Here is a 20,021-nt window from a genome sequence, read left to right on the forward strand (position 1 = left end):
GGAGAAAACCAGGGGGATGCGGGACGGCATTCTCAAACCACCGGCACCACACTCACTTCCACCTCCACCGTATGCTCCCCCCCACCGACGATCACCCCGTGCAGCAGCGGCACGTCGCTGTAGTCGCGCGCAATAGCCAGCGTCACATGGCGCGTATCGGCCAGCACATCGTTGGTGGGATCAAGATCGATCCACCCTGAAGCAGGACACCAGACCCCGGCCCACGCATGCGACGCATCGGCGCCCAGCAGGCGCGGCTCGCCCGGCGGCGGGTCGGTGCAGAGGTAGCCGCTGACATAGCGTGCGGCCAGTCCGATCGAGCGCAGGCAGCCGATCATCACCTGGGCAAAATCCTGGCACACACCGCTGCGCAGCGCGAACGCCTCCAGCGCCGGGGTATGCACCTCGGTCGACTCCCCGTGGTATTCGAAATCGGCGTGGATGCGATGCATCAGGTCGAGCGCGCCTTGCGCCACGGTCACGCCCGGCGCAAAGCTTTGCAGCGCGTAGTCGCGCAGGTCGGCATGCAGTGCGACGTTCGGCGATGCGTAGACGAACTCCGACTCGGGATGGAACGGCTGCCCGGCGTGGTAGCGCAGCATCTGCGCGGCGTCCTCCCACGGTGTGCCCTGTTCGGCATCGAACGCGGCCCAGCGCGGCGTAAGCGTGACGGTGCTGCAGGTGGTCAGGCGCATCGTCTCGTGCGGCACGTCGAGCATGAAGTGCAGCACGTTGTTGCCGAACGCATCGGTACGCATGTGGTTATGCGACGGCGTGGGCTCCACGTCGGTTCGGTGCGCGCTCACCGCCTGCCACGGATACGACGGCGGCGTCACCACCGCGCGCTGCTGGGCGTGCTCCACGGGCCACGCGTACTGGTACGTGGTGACGTGATGCACATCGAGTGTCGTGGGCAGTCCCGGGGTTGTGGCGTCGGTCATGGCAGATCGGTCTCGGGCGCCACGCCGGCATGGCTGAAGTAGCGGCCGCCGATTTCCTCGGACAGCCTGGCCATGCGTGCGCCAAGCTGGTCGCACAGGGCCGCCAGCTTGGCGTGCCGGCCGCGCTCGCGCTCGCACAGCAGCGAGCGCGACGGCAGTGCAGTGGCCGGCGGCAGCAACTCGGCCAGCGGCACGCGCGATTGCCCCGTGCCGCCGGGCGGCAGTTGCGCCAGCTTTTCGCGCAGGCGGTCAAGCACGCCGTAGATGCCGCGCGGGTTGGTCGGCTCCAGCACCAGCAGGTCCACCAGCGCGGCCACATCGGTTCGGCCCGGGAACAGCGAGCGGTAGGTGAGCGTGCTGTCGAACAGGTGCAGCAGCAGGTCGAAGCCGCTGCGCGACTCCAGCGCGCCGCTGCCTTCCGCCACTTCCAGGAACAGCGCCAGCGTGCCGAGCCGCTCGATATGGCGGCCGATGAACACCAGCCGCCACGCCTCGTCGCGCGTCATGCGGTCGCCCTGCGCGCCGCTGATGGCGCCAAGCTGCATCGCCAGATGCTCCAGCGCGGCCAGCACCTTCGAGCGGTCGTAAGCACGCTCGCCGTGCCCGGCGGTGCCGGCCGGGCACGCGGCGTCGGCCATCGCGTCCTGGAAGTCGTTGCGCGCGGCCAGGATGGTGCGCCAGTGGTCGTTCGACAACCGGTTGCGGATCTCATTGGCGGCACGCGCATGGCTGGCCAGTGTCGGCATCAGCCCCATGCTGCCGTCCGGATCGGCCAGCGCCGACACCAGGCTGCGTTCGAACACACGCAGCGACGCCTGTGGCGATGGCGTCTGGGGCGTCACCAGCCCGAACCACTGCGCCAACTGGCCCAGCATGTTCAGCGTGCCGTCGTCGGTCTCGTCGTTCGATTCGATCGATCCCAGGATCTGCCGGCACACGCGCACCACGTTCTCGGCACGTTCGGCGTAGCGGCCGGCCCAGAAAAGGTTCTCGGCCGCGCGGCTCGAAACCGCCAGCGGCCGCGTCACGGCGGACCCTGCCAGTGACGGCACACCCGTGCGCGCCACGCGCGGCATCGGCATCAGGCCCTGCGCGGGTTGGCTCGACAACACCCAGGTGTCCGCACTGGTGCCGCCCAGTTGCATCGATACGGCTTCCAGGTCCGGCGGCGCCAGCCGCGTGAAGCCGCCCGGCATGACCTGCCAGCCGCCATTGCCGTCGGCCACCGCGAACACACGCAGCATGGCCGCGCGCGAGCCGATGCGGCCGCTGCTGCCACCACGCTGGTCGCCCGGCTCCCAGCACGGCGTATGCGACAGCGGCAACGGTGCCTGCAGCGTGTAGCGGTCGGGGGTCGCGGCCAGGCGCGCGCGCCACGCATCCAGCTTCTGCAAACCCCGCTCCATGCCGAGCGGCGCATCGCCGGGCGTGCGCGGATAGGTGGGCATCACGAATGCTTCATCCAGCAGGCGCAGCGCTTCTTCCTGCGCGGCGGCCTCGCCGCACCACCAGCTCATTACCGACGGCAGCGCCAGCGGCTGGTCCAGCAGCGCCTGCGAGATGCCGGGCAGGAAGCCGTGGATGGCGGGAGACTCCAGAAAGCCCGAGCCCGGCACGTTCGACACCGTCACGTTGCCCGCGCGCATCGCCTCCAGCAGCCCGGGCACGCCGATCATCGAATCGCCGCGCAACTCCAGCGGGTCGCAGAACACGTCGTCGAGCCGGCGCAGGATCACGTCCACGCGTTCCAGCCCGCCAAACGTCTTCAGGTAGACCACGTCGTTGCGCACGGTCAAGTCCTTGCCCTCCACCAGGGTGATGCCCAGGTAGCGCGCCAGGAACGTGTGCTCGAAGTACGTCTCGTTGAACGGGCCCGGCGAGAGCAGCACGATCTGGCGCCCCGTGCCCGTACCCGTACCTGCGCTGGCGCCCTCTTCCGCCGAAGCCGGCGCCGACGCCGATTCGGGCGACGCGTGCGCAAGCGTGGAGATCAGTTGGGAAAACGCCGGCGGCAGGCGTCGCACGCGCAGGTCGCGGAACGCCTCGGCGTACTGGCCCGAGATGATGAGCCGGTTCTCCAGCGCGTAGCCCATGCCCGACGGCGTTTCCGTGCGATGCGCGATGACCGTCCAGCCGCTGTCGGTGTGCACCAGGTCCACCGCGATGGTCTGCAGGAAGCTGCCGCCCGGCGGCTGGTAGCCTTTGAGGGGCCGCAGGTAACCGGGATGACCGTAGACCAGCCCCGGCGGCAGCAGCCCGCGCGTGAGCAGCGTCTGCGGGCCGTAGATGTCCGCCATGATCGCGTTGGCCAGCGTGGCGCGCTGCGTCACGCCGGCTTCGATCACGTCCCAGTCGGCCTCTGAGATCAGGAACGGAAACACCTCCAGTTGCCAGGCGCGCGCGCCGCCTTGGTCGGCGTAGACGTTGTAGGTGACGCCGTTGTCGCGGATCTGGCGCGATACGGCGGCCGCATGCGCGTTCAGCGTGGCGGGCCGCAGGTCGTCGAGCAGGCCGAAGAAGCGCGCCCACGTTTCGCGCAACGCGCCGTCGGGTAGCCGCAGTTCGTCGCGATGGCCCTCGGGCACGGGCAGCGCCAGCCCCGCCAGGGCGGCCGGCTTGTTCCGTCCGTCCGGTCCATCCGGGCCATCGAAGGGCAACGACGACTGCAAGGACACGGCGCGGTGTCTCCTGTTGGCCAGGCACGCTACGCGATGTCGCGCAGGTCCAGCGTGAATGGGAACTCAAGGCTACGGCGTGCCGGTGGCGCCACCGCGCGTCCCGGCGTATGCCCGATCGAAAAGAAGCGCGCCAGACGCCGGCTTTCGGCCTCGTACGCGTTGACCGGGAATGTCTGGTAATTACGGCCGCCAGGGTGCGAAACATGATACTGGCAGCCCCCGAGGCTGCGGTCCATCCACGTATCCACCACGTCGAACGTCAGCGGCGCGTGCGACGGAATGGTGGGATGCAGCGACGACGGCGGCGCCCAGGCGCGATAGCGCACGCCCGCCACGAACTCGCTGGCGCGACCCGTGGGCTGCATCGGCAGCGTCTGGCCGTTGACCGTGACCACGTGCCGGTTGTCGGTCATGCCCAGTACGCACACCTCGATCCGTTCCACCGACGAATCGACGTAGCGCACGGTGCCGCCAGCCGCGCCCTCCTCGCCCATCACGTGCCACGGCTCCAGCGCGGTGCGCAGCGTCAGCGACAGCCCGGCCACGTCTACCTCGCCCACGCGCGGGAAGCGGAACTCGAAATGCGGCGCGAACCAGCTCGACTCGAACACAAAGCCGGCCGCGCGCATTTCCGCCAGCACATCGTCGAAATCCATGCGCACGAAGGTGCCCAGCATGAAGCGGTCGTGCAGCGCCGTGCCCCAACGCGTCAGCCTGGCCGTGTACGGCGTGCGCCAGAAGCGTGCCACCATCGCGCGCAGCAGCAGTTGCTGCACCAGGCTCATGCGCGCGTGCGGCGGCATCTCGAACGCGCGCAGCTCCAGCAGGCCCAGCCGGCCGGTGGCGCCATCGGGCGAATACAGCTTGTCGATACAGAATTCCGACCGGTGCGTGTTGCCGGTCACGTCGATCAGCAGGTTGCGCAGGATCCGGTCAATCAGCCACGGCGCCACATGGCCGTTGCCCAGCACCTCGCACATGCCGAGCTGGCGGCGCAGTTCGTCGAACGCGATCTCCAGTTCGTAGACCTGGTCATTGCGCGCCTCGTCCACGCGCGGCGCCTGGCTGGTGGGGCCGATAAACAGCCCCGAGAACAGGTACGACAGCGACGGATGGTTGAGCCAGTACGCGATCAGGCTGGCCAGCACATCGGGCCGCCGCAGGAACGGGCTGTCCGCCGGAGTGGCGCCGCCCAGCACGAAGTGGTTACCGCCGCCGGTGCCGGTATGCCGGCCGTCGAGCATGAACTTCTCGGTCGACAGGTGCGTCTCGTGCGCGGCCTGGTACAGGAACTCGGTGTGGTCGACCAGTTCGGCCCAGTTGGCGGCCGGGTGGATGTTGACCTCGATCACGCCGGGGTCGGGCGTCACCTGCAGCAGCTTGAGCCGGGGGTCGCGCGGCGGCGGGTAGCCTTCGAGCACGATCCGCATTCCCAGGTCGGCGGCGGTAGCCTCCACCTCGGCCACCAGGGCCAGGTAATCCTCCAGCAGCGGCAGCGGCGGCATGAAGACGTAGAGGATGCCGCGCCGGTCTTCCGCGGCCTTCAGTTCCGCGGCGGGGCCGGCCGCGCGGCTCGGGTGGCGCACCTCCACGCAGATCGCGGTGCGCAGCGTGTCCTTGGACGATTCGCCGCGTGCCGGCACGGTGGCCCGCGTGGTGTCCGACAGCGTGCCCGCCGCGCCGCCGGGCCGCGCTATCCCGCGCGCCTCGGCGCGGCGCGCGGCCATCGACGCCGGGCTGTACGTGCCGTTCGGCGACTGCGCGCGCAATGGCGGTGCAGCCGGCAGCGCCGCGCGCGGCGCGAACGGGTCCTGGTCAAATTGCCACGGGTAGTCAGCCTTCGACGCCCACGGCAGCGAATCGAGCGGCAGCCGGTAGCCCATCGGCGAGTCGCCGGGCAGCAGGTACATGCGCTCGTCGCGCAGGAACCATGGGCTGGTGATCCAGCCGCCCGGGTTGTCGTCCCGGTCGTCGCGCGCCAGCGGCAGCACGTAGCCGGTCACGCTCGACAACCCCGCATCGAACACGCGCCGCAGCCGCGCGCGCTCCATTTCGTCGTCGAGCTTGGTTTCGTACGGATCGACGTTCGCCGGCAGCTTGCGCTCGCGCCACAGGTAGTACCAGACGTCCTCGTAGCCGGCCTGGATGCAGCTCGTGTCCAGGCCCAGGCGCCGCGACAGGGTGTCGAGAAAGCGCTGCGCATCTGCCGAGGTGTAGTCGTCCGGCGCGCGCTCGTCGGCGAACAGCGACGGGTCGCGCCAGCACGGCTGCCCGTCGGCGCGCCAGCAGATCGATAGCGCCCAGCGCGGCAGTTGCTCGCCCGGGTACCACTTGCCCTGGCCGAAATGCAGGAAGCCGCCCGCGCCGTAGCGATCCCGGAGCTTGTGCACCAGTTCGGTGGCCAGTCCGCGCTTGGTGGGGCCTAGCGCGTCGGTGTTCCACTCGGCGCCGTCGCGGTCGCGCGCCGACACAAAGGTGGGCTCGCCGCCCATCGTCAGCCGCACGTCCTGCGTCTGAAGTTGGCGGTCGACGGCCAGCCCGGCGGCGTCGATGGCCGTCCATTGCGCCTCGGTATAGGGCTTGGTCACGCGCGGCGACTCATAGATGCGCGTGATCGACATATGGTGCTCGAACGTCACCTCGCATTCATCCACCGCGCCGCTGACCGGCGCGGCGCTGCTGGGCTCGGGCGTGCAGGCCAGCGGGATATGGCCCTCTCCCGCCAGCAGGCCCGAAGTGGGGTCCAGCCCGATCCAGCCGGCGCCGGGCAGGTAGACCTCGCACCAAGCGTGCAGGTCGGTGAAATCGGCCTCGGCACCCACAGGGCCGTCCACGGCCTTCACGTCGGGCGTGAGCTGCAGCAGGTAGCCGGACACGAAGCGTGCCGCCAGCCCCAGGTGCCGCAGGGTCTGCACCAGCAGCCAGCCGGTGTCGCGGCAAGACCCGGACCCGTTCTCCAGCGTGGTCTCGGGCGACTGCACGCCCGGCTCCATGCGGATCAGGTAGCGGATGTCGCCCTGCAGGCGCTGGTTCAACGCCACCAGGAAATCGAGCGTGGCGCGCGGAGTGCGGTCGATGCTCTCGACGAACGCCGCAAAGCGCGGCGTCAGCGGGTCGCGCGCAAGATAAGGCGCCAGGTCGTGCGCCAGGCCGGGCGCGTAGGTGAACGGGATCTTCTCGGCTGACGGCTCCAGGAAGAAATCGAACGGGTTGTAGACCGCCATTTCGGCGATCAGGTCTACCGTGACCCGGAATTCCGTGGTCTTCTCGGGAATTACCAGCCGGGCGAGGTAGTTCGAGAATGGGTCCTGCTGCCAGTTGACGAAATGCTGCACCGGTTCGATGCGCAGCGAATAGGACAGGATCGGCGTGCGGCAATGCGGTGCCGGACGCAGACGCACAACCTGCGGTGACAACTGCACCGGACGGTCATAGCGGTAGTGTGTGACATGACTCAGCGCGACGTGCGTGACCACTGGCGACCCCCGGGGTTGTGTGTAGCGACAGGCTTAGCAAGACTTGTACCGCCCACCGGCACGGCGCGCCTACATCTGGCTCTTGGCGCGCAGGCCTTCTTCCAGCAACGACCTCAGCTTGGCCAGCGCACCCGGGTCGCCATGCGCGGCCGCGCGGGCGTACCAGATCTTGGCCTGCTCGATGTCCTTGTCCACGATGCCCGGATAGCCGCGCTCGTAGTAGCTGCCGACGATGTACTGGGCGCCGCCGTCGCCGGCCGTGGCCGCCTTGGAATACCAGGTGAACGCTTGTCCGTAGTCGCGCGGCACGCCCCTACCGGTGAAGTAGTTGGTGCCCAGCGCCATCTGCGCCTGGGTATGGCCGCCCTGCGCCGCCCGCTCATACCAGCGGTTGGCCTCTTCCAGCGATTTCGGCACCAGCTCGCCGCGCTCGTACAAGTCGCCTAATGTGTACTGCGCATGTGTCATCTGGTTGTCGGCGGCGCGGCGTAGCCACACCAGCGCCTCCTGCGGCTTGGCCGGGGTGCCCTCGCCGCGCAGCAGCATCATCGCGTAGTTGAACTGGGCCAGCCGGTTGCCCTTCTGGGCCGCCTCGGCGAATCCCTTGAATGCCACGTCGAAATGGCCGGCCTCGTAGGCAGTGACGGCATCGCGGGTCTGCGCTTGTGCTGGGGCCGGCGGCTCGGTGGCGGCATGGGCCGGCAGACCCAGTACAAGCGCCGCGGCAAGCAGGGCCCGGCAAATGGTGGCGGCTACGGGGGGCATGGCGGACTCCGGGAATCCTGCGTGACGCGACGGTGACTGCATTCAGTGTAGTGGCCGGGTCGAGGGTTCCGCCATGCATGCGAGAAAGATTATTTCATCGAAATAACTTACTTATATTCTTCCAAAGAATAAATTGCATCTCGCCCGGCGCTAATCCGCAGACCGATAGCCCACGTCGACCTCCGTCAGCTTCAGCGTGATGGCCGGCCAACCGTTCATTCATGCACACCAGAAAAATTACTTCACCTTTATTGGCTACATATATTCTTTCTGAGAATAGTCGCTATCTCGCCCGGTCTTATCCCGCGAACCGGTAGCCCACACCCACCTCGGTCAGCAGGTGCACCGGCTGCGCCGGGTCGGCTTCGAGCTTGTGCCGCAGATGCCCCATATAGACGCGCAGGTAGTGGCTGCTTTCCGAGTGGGACGGCCCCCACACCTCGCGCAGCAGTTCGCGGTGGGTCATGACCTTGCCCCGGTGCGCAATCAGCACCGCCAGCAGCCGGTATTCGATGGGCGTCAGATGCACCTGGGCCTCCCCGCGCAGGACCAGACGGTTGGCCAAGTCCACGCGCACGTCGCCGAATGTGATTTGCGGCGTGCCCTGCGGGTTGGCCTTGGCGTGGCGGCGCAGCAGCACGCGTACGCGCGCCACCAGTTCGCCCACGCCGAACGGCTTGGTCAGGTAGTCGTCGGCACCGGCATCAAGCGCGGCGATCTTGTCGGCCTCGTCGGTGCGCGCCGACAGCACCAGCACGGGCACCTCGGTCCAGGTGCGCATCTCGCGGATCAGCGTCATGCCGTCGCCGTCGGGCAGCCCCAGGTCAAGGATCACGATGTCGGGCTGGCGCGTGCCGGCGTCGATCAGGCCGCGCTTGAGCGTGTCGGCCTCGTGCACGGTGCAGCCCTCGGACTGCAGCGATTCGCGCACGAAGCGGCGGATATGGGGTTCGTCCTCGACCAGCAGCACGGTCGGCGAGTAATCGAATGGCATCTCAGTGCGTATCAGGTATGTGGACGTCGACCGGTTCGGGCTCGATGACGGGGGGATTGCCGCGCGGCAGCGCCAGCGTGAAGCGTGCGCCGGGGTGCGCCGCTTCCACCCAGATGCAGCCGCCATGGGCCTGCATGATGGCGTCGCAGACGGCCAGCCCCAGGCCCACGCCCGCGGTGGCCGATTCGCGCTGGCCGCGCGTGAATTTCTCGAATATCTGGCGCTCCTGGCCCACCGGCACGCCAGGGCCTTCGTCCTCGACGATCAGGCGCACCTCGTCGTCCAGCAACTGGCCCCGCATGCGCACTACAGTGCCCGGCGCCGTGTACTTGGCGGCGTTTTCCAGCAGGTTGCACAGCACGCGTTCCATCAGCACGCCGTCGCATTCCACCAGCGGCAGCGCAGACAGGTCCAGCACCTGCAAGCGGTGGCCGCGCAGCGCCTCGCGCATCGACGCCAGTGCCGCGCCCGCCAGCTCCTCGAGCGACTGCCAGCCGCGCTGCAGCACCACATCGCGCTGCTGCAGGCGGGCCATGTCCAGCAGGTTCACCACCATCGTGCGCATGCGCTGGGCCTGTCCGCTCATGGCGTCGACGGTCTCGGCCACGTCGCGCGCCAGCGGCGGCTCGGCGCGCTGCAGCGTCTCGGCCATGCCGATCAGCCCGGTCAGCGGCGTGCGCAGGTCGTGCGACACCGCCGCCAGCAGCGAGCTGCGCAACCGTTCGGATTCGATCGACACCAGCGCGCGCTGCGCCACTTCCACGTAGTGCAGCCGTTCGATGCCAATGGCAATCAGCGTGGCGAATACATCGGCCTGGCGCCGCAGTTCGGGCTCGGCCAGCGCGTGCCAGGCGCGCGGCTCCACGGCCAGCACGCCGCGCGTCTGCATCGGCGCCTTGAGCGGCAGGTACAGCACGGTGCTGCCCGGCAGCGTATGCGTACCGGTGCCGGCCGGCTGGCCGTGATCGAACACCCATTGCGCCAGCACTGTGTCGATGGCCTCGCCCTTGTCCGTGCGCGCGCCGCGCTCGGCGGCGTCGCTGCCGCCGCTGGCCATCGACATCAGCCGGCCCTGGTCAGACACCAGGAAGAACGTGACATGGGCGTCGAACGCGGCGCGCATGAAGCGGCTGCCGATCTCCACCACCTGCTCCGTCGTCAGCGCCGCCGACAGTTCGCGCGCCAGTTCGTAGAGCGTGCGTGCGTCGGTCTCGCGCCGCACGGCGACCTGTGCCTGTTCGCGCAGCCCGGCGGTAAGCTGGCCGATGACCAGCCCCACCGTCAGCATCACCAGGAACGTCAGCAGGTACTGCACATCACTGACCGCAAACGACATGCGCGGCGGCACGAAGAAGAAATCGAACGCCGCCACCGACAGCACCGATGCCAGCGCCGCCGGCCCCCGGCCATGGCGCAATGCCACGCCCACCACGGCCGCCAGAAACAGCATGGCGATGTTGACCAGATCGAACCACGGGCGGGCCACCATCGACAGCGCCACGGCGCCCGCGCACCACACCATCGCGAACGCGTAGTCGCGCCGGCGCACGCGCGCCTGTTCGACGTCGGCGTGCGCATCGTCGGGATTCGCGTCGATGGCCACCGGCGCGCGCGGCCGCAGGTCGGCTCGCGTGGTATCGGCCGCCACGCGGATCACGTCGATCTCGGGGCAGCCGGCGGCCAACGCATCGGCAAACGTCTGCCGGCCGATCAACTGATTGCCGGCGCCCAGCACCGGCGACAGCGCGCGGGCCAGCCACATGCGCGCCTGGTCGATCAGCTTGCCCTCGGTGCGCCAGTCGGTGCGCGCGCGGCCCACCAGCACCTTGGTGAGGTTGTGGCGGCGCACGTAGCCCGACACGGCCTTGACCATGTCGTGCCCCGCTAGCGTCTCGGTGCGCGCGCCCAGTTCCTCCGCCAGTTGCATCGCGGCGCGCACCCGCACGCGCACCGCGTCGGACAGCGGCATCAGCCGTGGCGTGGCGATGGTCACCACGTGCCAATCGCAATCGAGCTGGCTGGCCAGCCGGCGCGCGCTGCGCACCACCTGCTCGGCATCGTCGCCGGTACCGATGCAGGCCAGCACCGCCTCGCGCGTACGCCACACCGGCTCGATGGCCTCGGCATGGCGGTATGCGCGCACGTCGTCGTCCACGCGGTCGGCGGTGCGGCGCAGCGCCAGTTCGCGCAGCGCGATCAGGTTGCCCTTGCGGAAGAAATTGCGCGCCGCGTGGCGCGCCTGATCAGGCAGGTAGACCTTGCCCTCGCGCAGCCGGCGCAGCAGTTCGTCGGCCGGCAGGTCCACCAGCACCACTTCGTCGGCGCCATCGAACACGGCGTCGGGCACGGTCTCCCAGACGCGCACGCTCGTGATGCCGCCCACTGCCTGGTTCAGGCTGTCCAGGTGCTGCACGTTGACGGTGGTCCAGACGTCGATGCCCGCCGCCTGCAGTTCCTGGATGTCTTGCCAGCGTTTGGGATGGCGGCTGCCCGCCGCGTTGGAATGGGCCAGTTCGTCCACCAGCACCAGCGCCGGGCGCCGCATCAGCGCGCCGTCGAGATCGAACTCATGCAGCACGCGATCCCGATACGGCACTTCGCGCAGCGGCAGGCGCTCCAGGCCATCGACCAGCGCCTCGGTTTCGGCCCGGCCGTGCGATTCGACCACGCCAATCACCACGTCGGCGCCCTGCTCGCGCAAGGCCCGCGCGGCTGCCAGCATCGCGAACGTCTTGCCGACGCCCGCCGATGCACCAAAGTAGACCCGCAGCTTGCCGCGCGCCGCACGTATGCCCTCCGCCTGCATGCGTTGCAACAGGGCGTCGGGGTCCGGGCGTGGGGCGTCAGTCATGGTGCGGGGATTTTGCCACGGGGTGGTGGCGATTGGTTGTGCCGGTCCTTTGCCATGGTTTGCTCCCCTCTCCCGCTTGCGGGAGAGGGGCGGGGGTGAGGGCCAGCGCATCAACACCCACCACCGTTACTTCACCCCATCCAGCGCCAGATTCAGCTTCAGCACATTGACCCCCGGCTCACCGAGCACGCCCACCATCGGTGCATCGGTGTTCGCGGCGATCAACGCTTCCACACGGTCCTGCGGAATGCCGCGCACGCGCGCCACACGCGCCGCCTGATACTTCGCCGCAGCCGGGCTGATCTGCGGATCGAGGCCGCTGGCCGAAGCGGTGACCAGGTCCACCGGCACCGGCGCATCGTTGCCGGGATCGGCCGCGCGCAACGCATCGATGCGTGCCTTCGCGGCGTCAGTCAGCGCCGGGTTGGTCGGGCCCAGGTTCGAGCCCACCGATGCCGCGCCGTTGTACGGCATCGGCGCCGTAGCCGACAGTCGGCCCCAGAAGTACTTGGGGTCCGAGAACGGCTGGCCGATCAGTTCGGAGCCGACGGTCTTGCCGTCGTGCACGATCAGCGAGCCGGCGGCCTGGTGCGGAAACACGGCGCGGGCGATGCCGGTGACCACGCCCGGATACAGCAGGCCCGTGACGACAGACAGCGCGACGAACAGGATCAACGCGGGCCGCAGCATGCCAGGCTGTTGCGCGGGTTGGTTAAGGGTATTGGCTTGCGAAGACATTGCAGTTCTCCCAGGGTACTCAGATCCAGCCGAACATCGTCAGCAGCAGGTCGATCAGCTTGATGCCCACGAACGGCACCAGGATGCCGCCCAAGCCGTAGATCAGCAGGTTGCGGCGCAGCAGGATGGAGGCACCCAGCGGGCGGTACACCACGCCGCGCAGCGCCAGCGGAATCAACGCCACGATGATCAGCGCGTTGAAGATCACCGCTGACATGATGGCCGACGCCGGCGTCGACAGATGCATCACGTTCAGCAGGTTCAGTTGAGGATACGTGGTGGCGAACGCGGCCGGGATGATGGCGAAATACTTGGCCACGTCGTTGGCCACGCTGAACGTGGTCAGCGACCCGCGCGTCATCAGCATCTGCTTGCCGATCTCGACGATCTCGATCAGCTTGGTCGGGTTGCTGTCGAGGTCGACCATGTTGCCGGCCTCGCGCGCCGCCTGCGTGCCGCTGTTCATGGCCACGGCCACGTCGGCCTGGGCCAGTGCCGGCGCGTCGTTGGTACCGTCGCCGGTCATGGCCACCAGCCTGCCCTGCCCCTGGTATTCGCGGATCAGCGCGAGCTTGGCCTCGGGGGTGGCTTCAGCCAGGAAGTCGTCGACGCCGGCTTCGGCCGCAATCGACGCCGCTGTCAGGCGGTTGTCGCCCGTGATCATCACGGTACGGATACCCATCTTGCGCAGTTCGCCAAAGCGCTCGCGGATTCCGGTCTTGACGATGTCCTTCAGCTCGACCACGCCCAGCACCCGCACGCTGTCCTCGGTGCCTTCCGACACGGCCTCGGCTACCACCAGCGGCGTGCTGCCTGCGCGCGCCACATCGTCCACGGCCTGCATTACGGCTTCGGGGAACTTGCCGGCGCGCTCGGTTACGTAGCGGCGCAGCGCATCGGCCGAGCCCTTACGCACGCTGCGCACCATGTTGCCGTTAGCCACGTCGACACCGCTCATGCGCGTCTGCGCGGTGAAAGGCACGAACACTGGGGCCGCCAGCCCGCGTGCGCCCATTTCGGGAGCAGACACTCCGGATTGTTGCCTGGCAAGCGCCACGATGCTGCGGCCCTCCGGCGTCTCATCGGCCAGCGACGACAGCCACGCGGCCTCGGCAAGCTGGCGCTCGGTCACGCCCGGTGCGCAGATGAAGCGCGCGGCCTGGCGGTTGCCGTGCGTGATGGTGCCGGTCTTGTCGAGCAGCAGCACGTCTACGTCACCTGCAGCTTCCACGGCGCGGCCCGACGTGGCGATCACGTTGGCTTCCATCATGCGGCTCATGCCCGCCACGCCGATGGCCGACAGCAGGCCGCCGATGGTGGTGGGAATCAGGCACACCAGCAGCGCCACCAGCACGGTCACCGACACCGGCACGCCGGCCTTGGTTACCAGCACCGCGTAGAGCGAGAACGGCTGCAGCGTGGCGGTGGCCAGCAACAGCACCAGCGTCAGGCCCACCAGCAGGATGGTCAGCGCCAGTTCGTTGGGCGTCTTCTGGCGCTTGGCGCCTTCGACCATGCTGATCATGCGGTCGATGAAGCTTTCGCCGGGGTTGGTGGTAATGCGTACGACGATCCAGTCAGACAGCACACGCGTGCCGCCCGTGACCGACGAGAAGTCGCCGCCCGATTCGCGGATCACCGGCGCCGATTCGCCCGTGATGGCGCTCTCGTCGACCGATGCCACACCTTCGATCACCTCACCGTCGCCGGGGATCATCTCGCCTGCTTCCACCAGCACCACGTCGCCTCGGCGCAGCGCCGTCGCGGCGCGTGGTTCGGTGGCACCCACGGCACGCGCATCGGTGCGGCCCTGGCGCACCACACGCGCCATGGTGGTGGTCTTGAGACCGCGCAGTGCAGCGGCCTGCTGCTTGCTGCGGCCTTCGGCCAGTGCTTCGGCAAAGTTGGCGAACAGCACCGTGAACCAGAGCCAGATCGTCACGGCCAGGATGAAGCCGGCCGATTCGCCACCGTGCGTGGGTTGCAGCCACGCACGCAGGAACAGGATCGTCGTCAGGATGCTGCCCGCGTAGACCACGAACATCACCGGATTGCGCAGTTGTGCGCGCGGCGTGAGCTTGCGCAGCGCATCGAGCATGGCCGGCTTGACCAGCTCGGGCGCGAACATGCCGCGCGCCGGGCGCGGGTGATGCGGCACGCCGCCGGCCACGGTGGTGGCACCGGTATTGCGTGACGGCGCGGCGCTGTTGTTGCGCGTCGCCGGGGTATGTTGTTGCATACGAATACTCCGCGTATTACTGGGCAGCCGCCGCGACCGCGGCCGGCTGCAATTGCTCCGCCGCCGGACCCAGGGCCAGCGCGGGCACATAGGTCAGCGCGCCAACCAGCAGGACCGAACCCACCAGCAGCACCACGAACAGCGGGCCGTGCGTGGGCATGGTCCCCGACGTGGCCGGCGTGCGGCGCTTGGCTGCCAGCGAACCGGCCATCGCCAGCACGGGCACGATGATCCAGAAGCGGCCGAACCACATCGCGGCGGCCAGCAGCACGTTGTAGAACGGCGTGTTGGCGGACAGGCCTGCGAAGGCGCTACCGTTGTTGTTGGCGGCCGACGACAGCGCGTACAGGATTTCAGAGAAGCCATGCGTGCCCGGGTTGAACACGCCCGCGCGGCCCGGATCGGCCATCACCGCGATGGCAGTGCCCACCAGCACCAACAGCGGCGTGACCAGGATGGCCACGGCCGTCATCTTCATCTCGTACGCCTCGATCTTCTTGCCCAGGTATTCGGGCGTGCGGCCGATCATCAGGCCGGCGATGAACACCGCCAGCACCGCGTAGACCAGCATGCCGTACAGGCCGGAACCCACGCCGCCGAACACCACCTCGCCGAGCTGCATCAACAGCATCGGCACCAGGCCACCAATCGCCGTGAACGAATCGTGCATGGCATTGACCGCGCCGCACGATGCCGCCGTGGTGATCGTCGCGAACAGTGCCGACGCCGAGATGCCGAAGCGCACTTCCTTGCCTTCCATGTTGCCGCCGGCCTGCAGCGCGGACGCCGCATGGTCGATCGGCAACGACGACAGCGCCGCGTTGACCTGTTGCTCCGACACCATGGCGGCCAGCGCCATCACCACGAAGATCACGGTCATCGACGCAATCACGGCCACGCCCTGGCGGCGGTCACGCACCATCTCGCCGAACGTGAAGCACAGCGCGGCCGGGATCAGGAAGATGGCCAGCATCTCGATGAAGTTGGCGAGCGGCGTGGGGTTCTCGAACGGGTGCGCCGAGTTGGCGTTGAAGAAACCGCCACCATTGGTGCCGATCATCTTGATGGCTTCCTGCGACGCCACCGGACCCATCGCCAGCGTCTGCCGGTCGGTCTTCATGTCTTCGGTGACAGGCTTGCCTTCCTTGTCGAGCACGGGCTGGCCCGCCGCATCGACCTTGGGCTGCATGTACTCCACGGCCGACACCAGGTTCACTTCCTTGTAGCTGTCGAAGTTCTGGATCACGCCCTGGCCAACCAGCGCCACGGCCATGACGATCGACAGCGGCAGCAGCACATACAGCGTGCAGCGCGTGAGATCGACCCAGAAGTTGCCGATGGTCCGTGCGCTATGCCGCGCGAAGCCACGGATCAGCGCGAACACCACGGCGATGCCGGTGGCCGCCGAGAAGAAGTTCTGCACCGTCAGCGCCAGCATCTGCGTCAGGTAGCTCATCGTCGATTCGCCGGCGTATCCCTGCCAGTTGGTATTGGCAACAAAGCTGACGGCCGTGTTGAACGACGAATCGGGCGACACCGCGCCAAACCCCTGCGGGTTCAGCGGCAGCATGCCCTGCAGGCGCTGCACCGCATACACGGCGATCACGCCCAGCACGTTGAAGACGATCACGGCGATGGCGTACTGCTTCCAGCCCATCTCGGCATCGGCGCGCACACCGGCCAGCCGGTACATCGCGCGTTCGACCGGACGGCCCCAGGCCGTCAGCGCATAGTTGCCCTCTTCGATGGCGCGGCGCATGTAGCGCCCCAGGAACGGCCCCGCCACGAAGAGCACGGCGAGGAACAGGACGAGAAGTCCCAGGAATTGGGAAAGATTCGGCGTCGACATCAGAATTTCTCCGGCCGGAACAGCGCGACAAGCAGGTAGATGAAGATGGCTGCGGCCAGGCCGCCGCTAAGCAGGTCGGTCCAGTCCATCAGAGCCCCCTGTCGGTGGCGGAATGTTTGGGGGTCGCGCCGCCATCGTCGAGGCTGCCCCGCCCCGCAGGCAGGTTCGCGCCTAGCGCGGCGCACAGGGCCAGCAGCGCGCCCGTCAACGCGCCGAAACCCAGCAATACGAGGAAATAGATCCCGTCCATGATGTGTGTGCAGGCATGGCGCCTGCCGAGTGATTCACGGAAGGGAGATTAGGGATTGGGGGGTAAAAACGGGGTAGAGAGGCGGAAAGGGGGTGTAAAGGAAATATAAAAATGGGGAGAGGCGTCGTTTATCCCCTCGTGGCTTGGCTTCCGGCTACCGCCTTGTTTTTGCTCCCCTCTCCCGCGAAGTGGGAGAGGGGTTGGGGGTGAGGGCCGGAGGCTCTGCTTGCCGATTTGTCGCAATTTGAACCGCTGCGCCCTCTCCCTCGGCCCCTCTCCCGCCTGGCGGGAGAGGGGAGAAAACCTGGAGCAAAACGAAGGCTCGTCGCCGCCTACAGCCACCCCGCCCTATGCAACTTCCGCCAAAGCAACCCGCAAGCCGTAGCCGTAAATCCAATTGCCACCGGATACGCGTAGTGCCACTTCAGTTCCGGCATGAAATCGAAGTTCATGCCATACAGCGAGAACACCACGGTCGGTACCGCCAGGATGGCGCCCCAGCCAGCCAGGCGCTTGACTACCTCGTTCTGCGCCACGGTCACCAGCGCCAGGTTCACCTGCACCGCGGTGGTCAGCATTTCGCGCACCACGTCGAGCGATCGGACGATGCGGCTGCAGTGGTCCTCGATATCGCGGAAATACGCCCGCAGTTCCTTCGGCACCAGGTCTTCATGCAGGCGGATCAGCTGCGCGCACATGTCCTCCACGGGATAGACGGCATTGCGCAGCCGCAGCACCTGATGCTTCACGTGGTACAGCCGCTGGATGGCCGCGCGGTCGAATTCGTCGCGGAAGATGCCCTGCTCCAGTTGCTCGAAGGTGTCCTCCAGCCGCGTGACGATGGGCAGGTAGTGGTCGACCACGAAGTCCATCAGCGCGTAGAGCACGTAGCCGGGGCCGCGCGCCAGCCCCTGCGGGTCTTCCTCGCAGCGTTCCCGCACAGGCGCGTACGTGGAGCTGGCGCCGTGGCGCACCGACACCACGTAGTTGGGGCCGACAAACAGATGGGTCTCGCCCACCACCACATCCTCGCCAACCAGCTGCGCGGTGTTGAGCACCACGAACACCGATTCGCCATAGGTTTCCAGCTTGGGTCGCTGGTGGGCGTCCAGCGCGTCCTCGACGGCGAGATCGTGCAGCCCGAAGGCCTGCTGAACACGCCGCAGCAGCGTCAGGTCTGGCTCGTGCAGCCCCAGCCAGACGAACGTGCCGGGCTCGGCCAGCGCGTGGGCGATGTCCGCGAACTCGACCGTGCCGAGTTTCTTGCCATTTCGATAGGCCGCGCAATTGACGATGGCGCCCATGGGTGCTCCGGTGTCGAGATGCGCAATCGTAACGTGCGCCGCGTAACGGTGCGATAGGCGTTGCGCTGACATCAGGGTGTACCCGTATCGCCCCGCCCGCCACATGAGTGCGCCCTTGCGCGGGGCATATGGTCCGCATGGTCCACCCCCGGCAGGATGACCAAGATTTGTTACAGTTCCCGAGAAATCCGACGTTAGAATGTCCCATTTCCACGGTCACCCGGCTATGTCCCAGAAGAAATCGCCACGTTTCGAGCTGCGCAGTGGCAATGTCGACGCCCTCCTTCTCGCTCTGCAGACTGCCGACATGGACGCGCTGCGGGACGACCTCCTCTCCCGCTTCGAATCAACCCCCGATTTCTTCTCAGACGATGTGGTGGCGCTTGACCTGCGCCGCCTGGAAGGCGACGGCGCGCTGGCGCTGGACCGCGTGATCGACACCCTTGCCACCCTGAAGGCCCGCGCCATCGGCGTGGTGGCACGCGCCGACCAGCGCGCCTGGGCCGGTGAATTCGGGCTGCCGCTGCTGGACAGCCAGAGCCGTCGCGGTGGCCGCGACGAAGCCGCGAAGGACAAGCCCGAGGCCGACAACGCCGGGGACAAGGCCGCTGCTGGCGTCAATGGCACCGCCTCGGCCACGGCCGAAGCCTCGGTGAACGGCTCGGCCTCGGAGATCGCCGAGATCATGGCCGCCGCCAACGCCGCTGCCAGCACGCCGCGCGCCATTCCCACGCTGGTGGTGGACAAGCCGCTGCGGTCGGGCCAGCAGATCTACGCGCAGGGCGACGTAGTGATCCTGGACCTGGTCAGCTACGGCGCCGAAGTCATTGCCGAAGGCAACATCCATATCTATGCCCCGCTGCGCGGCCGTGCGCTGGCGGGCGTCAAGGGCAACCCGGACGCGCGCATCTTCTGCACGTGCCTGGAGCCCGAACTGATTTCCATCGCCGGCATCTACCGGACCGCCGAGCAGACGCTGCCGGCGGACGTGCTCGGCAAGTCGGCCCAGGTACGCCTGGCCGACGAAAAACTGATTCTCGAACCGCTGCGGATGAAGTGACCGCGGTGCCAACCGAACGATATCCACTCATACCGGACCAAGAGCCATGGCAAAAATCATCGTAGTGACCTCCGGCAAGGGAGGCGTTGGCAAGACCACCACCAGCGCGAGCTTCGCCGCCGGCCTGGCCCTGCGTGGCCACAAGACTGCCGTGATCGACTTCGACGTCGGCCTGCGCAACCTCGACCTGATCATGGGTTGCGAGCGCCGCGTGGTGTATGACCTGATCAACGTGGTACAGGGCGAAGCGAACCTGCACCAGGCGCTGATCAAGGACAAGAAGTGCGAGAACCTGTTCATCCTGCCGGCCTCGCAGACGCGCGACAAGGAAGCGCTGACCCGCGAAGGCGTGGAGAAGGTCATCAACGACCTGAAGGCCATGGACTTCGAGTTCATCGTCTGCGATTCGCCGGCCGGCATCGAGACCGGCGCGCTGATGGCCATGTACTTTGCCGACGAAGCCTTGATCGTGACCAACCCCGAGGTGTCGTCGGTGCGCGATTCGGACCGCATTCTCGGTATCCTCGCATCGAAGACCAAGCGCGCCAGCGAAGGCGAGCCGATCAAGGAACACCTGCTGATCACGCGCTACAACCCGAAGCGCGTGCATGGCGGCGAGATGCTGTCGCTGACCGACATCCAGGAAATCCTGCGCATCAAGCTGATTGGGGTGGTGCCGGAATCGGAAGCCGTGCTGCACGCATCGAACCAGGGCACGCCGGCCATCCACCTGGAAGGCACCGACGTGGCCGACGCCTACGCCGACGTGGTGGACCGCTTCCTGGGCAAGGAAAAGCCGCTGCGTTTCACCGACTACCAGAAACCGGGGCTGCTTTCGCGCATCTTCGGCAACAAGTAATAGGAGGGCTCATCCAT

At 67.7% G+C, this 20,021-nt stretch carries 14 protein-coding genes; 2 read left to right on the forward strand and 12 right to left on the reverse strand.

Annotated elements, in window-relative coordinates; all coding sequences use genetic code 11:
* Positions 1-32: 32 nt before the first annotated feature.
* From MFF62_RS16810 to MFF62_RS16865, 12 genes are all read right to left on the reverse strand, one after another.
* Positions 33-941 (reverse strand): transglutaminase family protein, encoded by a 909-nt coding sequence (locus MFF62_RS16810; protein ID WP_238264254.1) that lies wholly within the window; start codon positions 939-941, stop codon positions 33-35.
* Positions 938-3,616, reverse strand: a complete 2,679-nt coding sequence (locus MFF62_RS16815) for a circularly permuted type 2 ATP-grasp protein (RefSeq protein ID WP_238264255.1) — start codon at positions 3,614-3,616, stop codon at positions 938-940. The genes MFF62_RS16810 and MFF62_RS16815 overlap by 4 nt, the downstream gene beginning before the upstream one ends.
* 29 nt (positions 3,617-3,645) lie before the next feature.
* Complete coding sequence (locus MFF62_RS16820; protein WP_238264256.1) at positions 3,646-7,095, reverse strand: transglutaminase family protein; 3,450 nt, start codon at positions 7,093-7,095, stop codon at positions 3,646-3,648.
* 69 nt (positions 7,096-7,164) lie between these two features.
* Positions 7,165-7,860 carry a tetratricopeptide repeat protein gene (locus MFF62_RS16825; RefSeq protein ID WP_238264257.1) on the reverse strand — a complete coding sequence of 232 codons (696 nt, stop codon included), beginning with the start codon at positions 7,858-7,860 and terminating at the stop codon, positions 7,165-7,167.
* A gap of 298 nt (positions 7,861-8,158) precedes the next feature.
* On the reverse strand, positions 8,159-8,854 hold the full coding sequence (gene kdpE, locus MFF62_RS16830) for a two-component system response regulator KdpE (protein WP_238264258.1): 696 nt from the start codon (positions 8,852-8,854) through the stop codon (positions 8,159-8,161).
* A 1-nt stretch (position 8,855) separates the two neighbouring features.
* Entirely contained in the window at positions 8,856-11,705 is a 2,850-nt protein-coding gene (locus tag MFF62_RS16835) for a sensor histidine kinase (RefSeq protein WP_238264259.1), read from the reverse strand.
* 126 nt (positions 11,706-11,831) lie between these two features.
* Complete coding sequence (gene kdpC, locus MFF62_RS16840; protein ID WP_238264260.1) at positions 11,832-12,443, reverse strand: potassium-transporting ATPase subunit KdpC; 612 nt, start codon at positions 12,441-12,443, stop codon at positions 11,832-11,834.
* Positions 12,444-12,462: 19 nt separating this feature from the next.
* Positions 12,463-14,682 carry a potassium-transporting ATPase subunit KdpB gene (gene kdpB, locus MFF62_RS16845; protein ID WP_404990770.1) on the reverse strand — a complete coding sequence of 740 codons (2,220 nt, stop codon included), beginning with the start codon at positions 14,680-14,682 and terminating at the stop codon, positions 12,463-12,465.
* A gap of 16 nt (positions 14,683-14,698) precedes the next feature.
* Positions 14,699-16,531: a potassium-transporting ATPase subunit KdpA gene (kdpA, locus tag MFF62_RS16850; protein WP_238264261.1), complete on the reverse strand. Its 1,833-nt coding sequence runs from the start codon at positions 16,529-16,531 to the stop codon at positions 14,699-14,701.
* Entirely contained in the window at positions 16,531-16,620 is a 90-nt protein-coding gene (gene kdpF / locus MFF62_RS16855; RefSeq protein WP_215528965.1) for a K(+)-transporting ATPase subunit F, read from the reverse strand. Before kdpF ends, kdpA begins: the two co-directional genes overlap by 1 nt.
* The gene (locus MFF62_RS16860; RefSeq protein ID WP_238264262.1) at positions 16,620-16,781 is read right to left on the reverse strand and encodes a hypothetical protein; all 162 of its coding nucleotides are present in this window, start codon (positions 16,779-16,781) and stop codon (positions 16,620-16,622) included. Before MFF62_RS16860 ends, kdpF begins: the two co-directional genes overlap by 1 nt.
* Positions 16,782-17,113: 332 nt before the next feature.
* A complete protein-coding gene (locus MFF62_RS16865) occupies positions 17,114-18,085 on the reverse strand; it encodes a magnesium and cobalt transport protein CorA (RefSeq protein WP_238264263.1) in 972 nt (323 codons plus the stop codon).
* A gap of 226 nt (positions 18,086-18,311) precedes the next feature.
* Here MFF62_RS16865 and minC point away from each other — a divergent pair, with 226 nt between their 5' ends.
* On the forward strand, positions 18,312-19,145 hold the full coding sequence (gene minC, locus MFF62_RS16870) for a septum site-determining protein MinC (RefSeq protein ID WP_238264264.1): 834 nt from the start codon (positions 18,312-18,314) through the stop codon (positions 19,143-19,145).
* 46 nt (positions 19,146-19,191) lie between these two features.
* Entirely contained in the window at positions 19,192-20,004 is an 813-nt protein-coding gene (gene minD, locus MFF62_RS16875) for a septum site-determining protein MinD (protein WP_238264265.1), read from the forward strand.
* Positions 20,005-20,021 lie beyond the last annotated feature (17 nt).

Source organism: Cupriavidus pauculus (assembly GCF_022179805.1).
GTDB classification, from domain to species: Bacteria; Pseudomonadota; Gammaproteobacteria; order Burkholderiales; family Burkholderiaceae; genus Cupriavidus; species Cupriavidus pauculus_E.

Coding starts and splice junctions, on each gene's coding strand:
- MFF62_RS16810 (WP_238264254.1), bottom strand. CDS start 941: ATGACCGACGCCACAACCCCGGGACTGCCCACGACACTCGATGTGCAT.
- MFF62_RS16825 (WP_238264257.1), bottom strand. CDS start 7,860: ATGCCCCCCGTAGCCGCCACCATTTGCCGGGCCCTGCTTGCCGCGGCG.
- kdpE (WP_238264258.1), bottom strand. CDS start 8,854: ATGCCATTCGATTACTCGCCGACCGTGCTGCTGGTCGAGGACGAACCC.
- MFF62_RS16835 (WP_238264259.1), bottom strand. CDS start 11,705: ATGACTGACGCCCCACGCCCGGACCCCGACGCCCTGTTGCAACGCATG.
- kdpC (WP_238264260.1), bottom strand. CDS start 12,443: ATGTCTTCGCAAGCCAATACCCTTAACCAACCCGCGCAACAGCCTGGC.
- kdpB (WP_404990770.1), bottom strand. CDS start 14,682: ATGCAACAACATACCCCGGCGACGCGCAACAACAGCGCCGCGCCGTCA.
- kdpA (WP_238264261.1), bottom strand. CDS start 16,531: ATGTCGACGCCGAATCTTTCCCAATTCCTGGGACTTCTCGTCCTGTTC.
- kdpF (WP_215528965.1), bottom strand. CDS start 16,620: ATGGACTGGACCGACCTGCTTAGCGGCGGCCTGGCCGCAGCCATCTTC.
- MFF62_RS16860 (WP_238264262.1), bottom strand. CDS start 16,781: ATGGACGGGATCTATTTCCTCGTATTGCTGGGTTTCGGCGCGTTGACG.
- MFF62_RS16865 (WP_238264263.1), bottom strand. CDS start 18,085: ATGGGCGCCATCGTCAATTGCGCGGCCTATCGAAATGGCAAGAAACTC.
- minC (WP_238264264.1), top strand. CDS start 18,312: ATGTCCCAGAAGAAATCGCCACGTTTCGAGCTGCGCAGTGGCAATGTC.
- minD (WP_238264265.1), top strand. CDS start 19,192: ATGGCAAAAATCATCGTAGTGACCTCCGGCAAGGGAGGCGTTGGCAAG.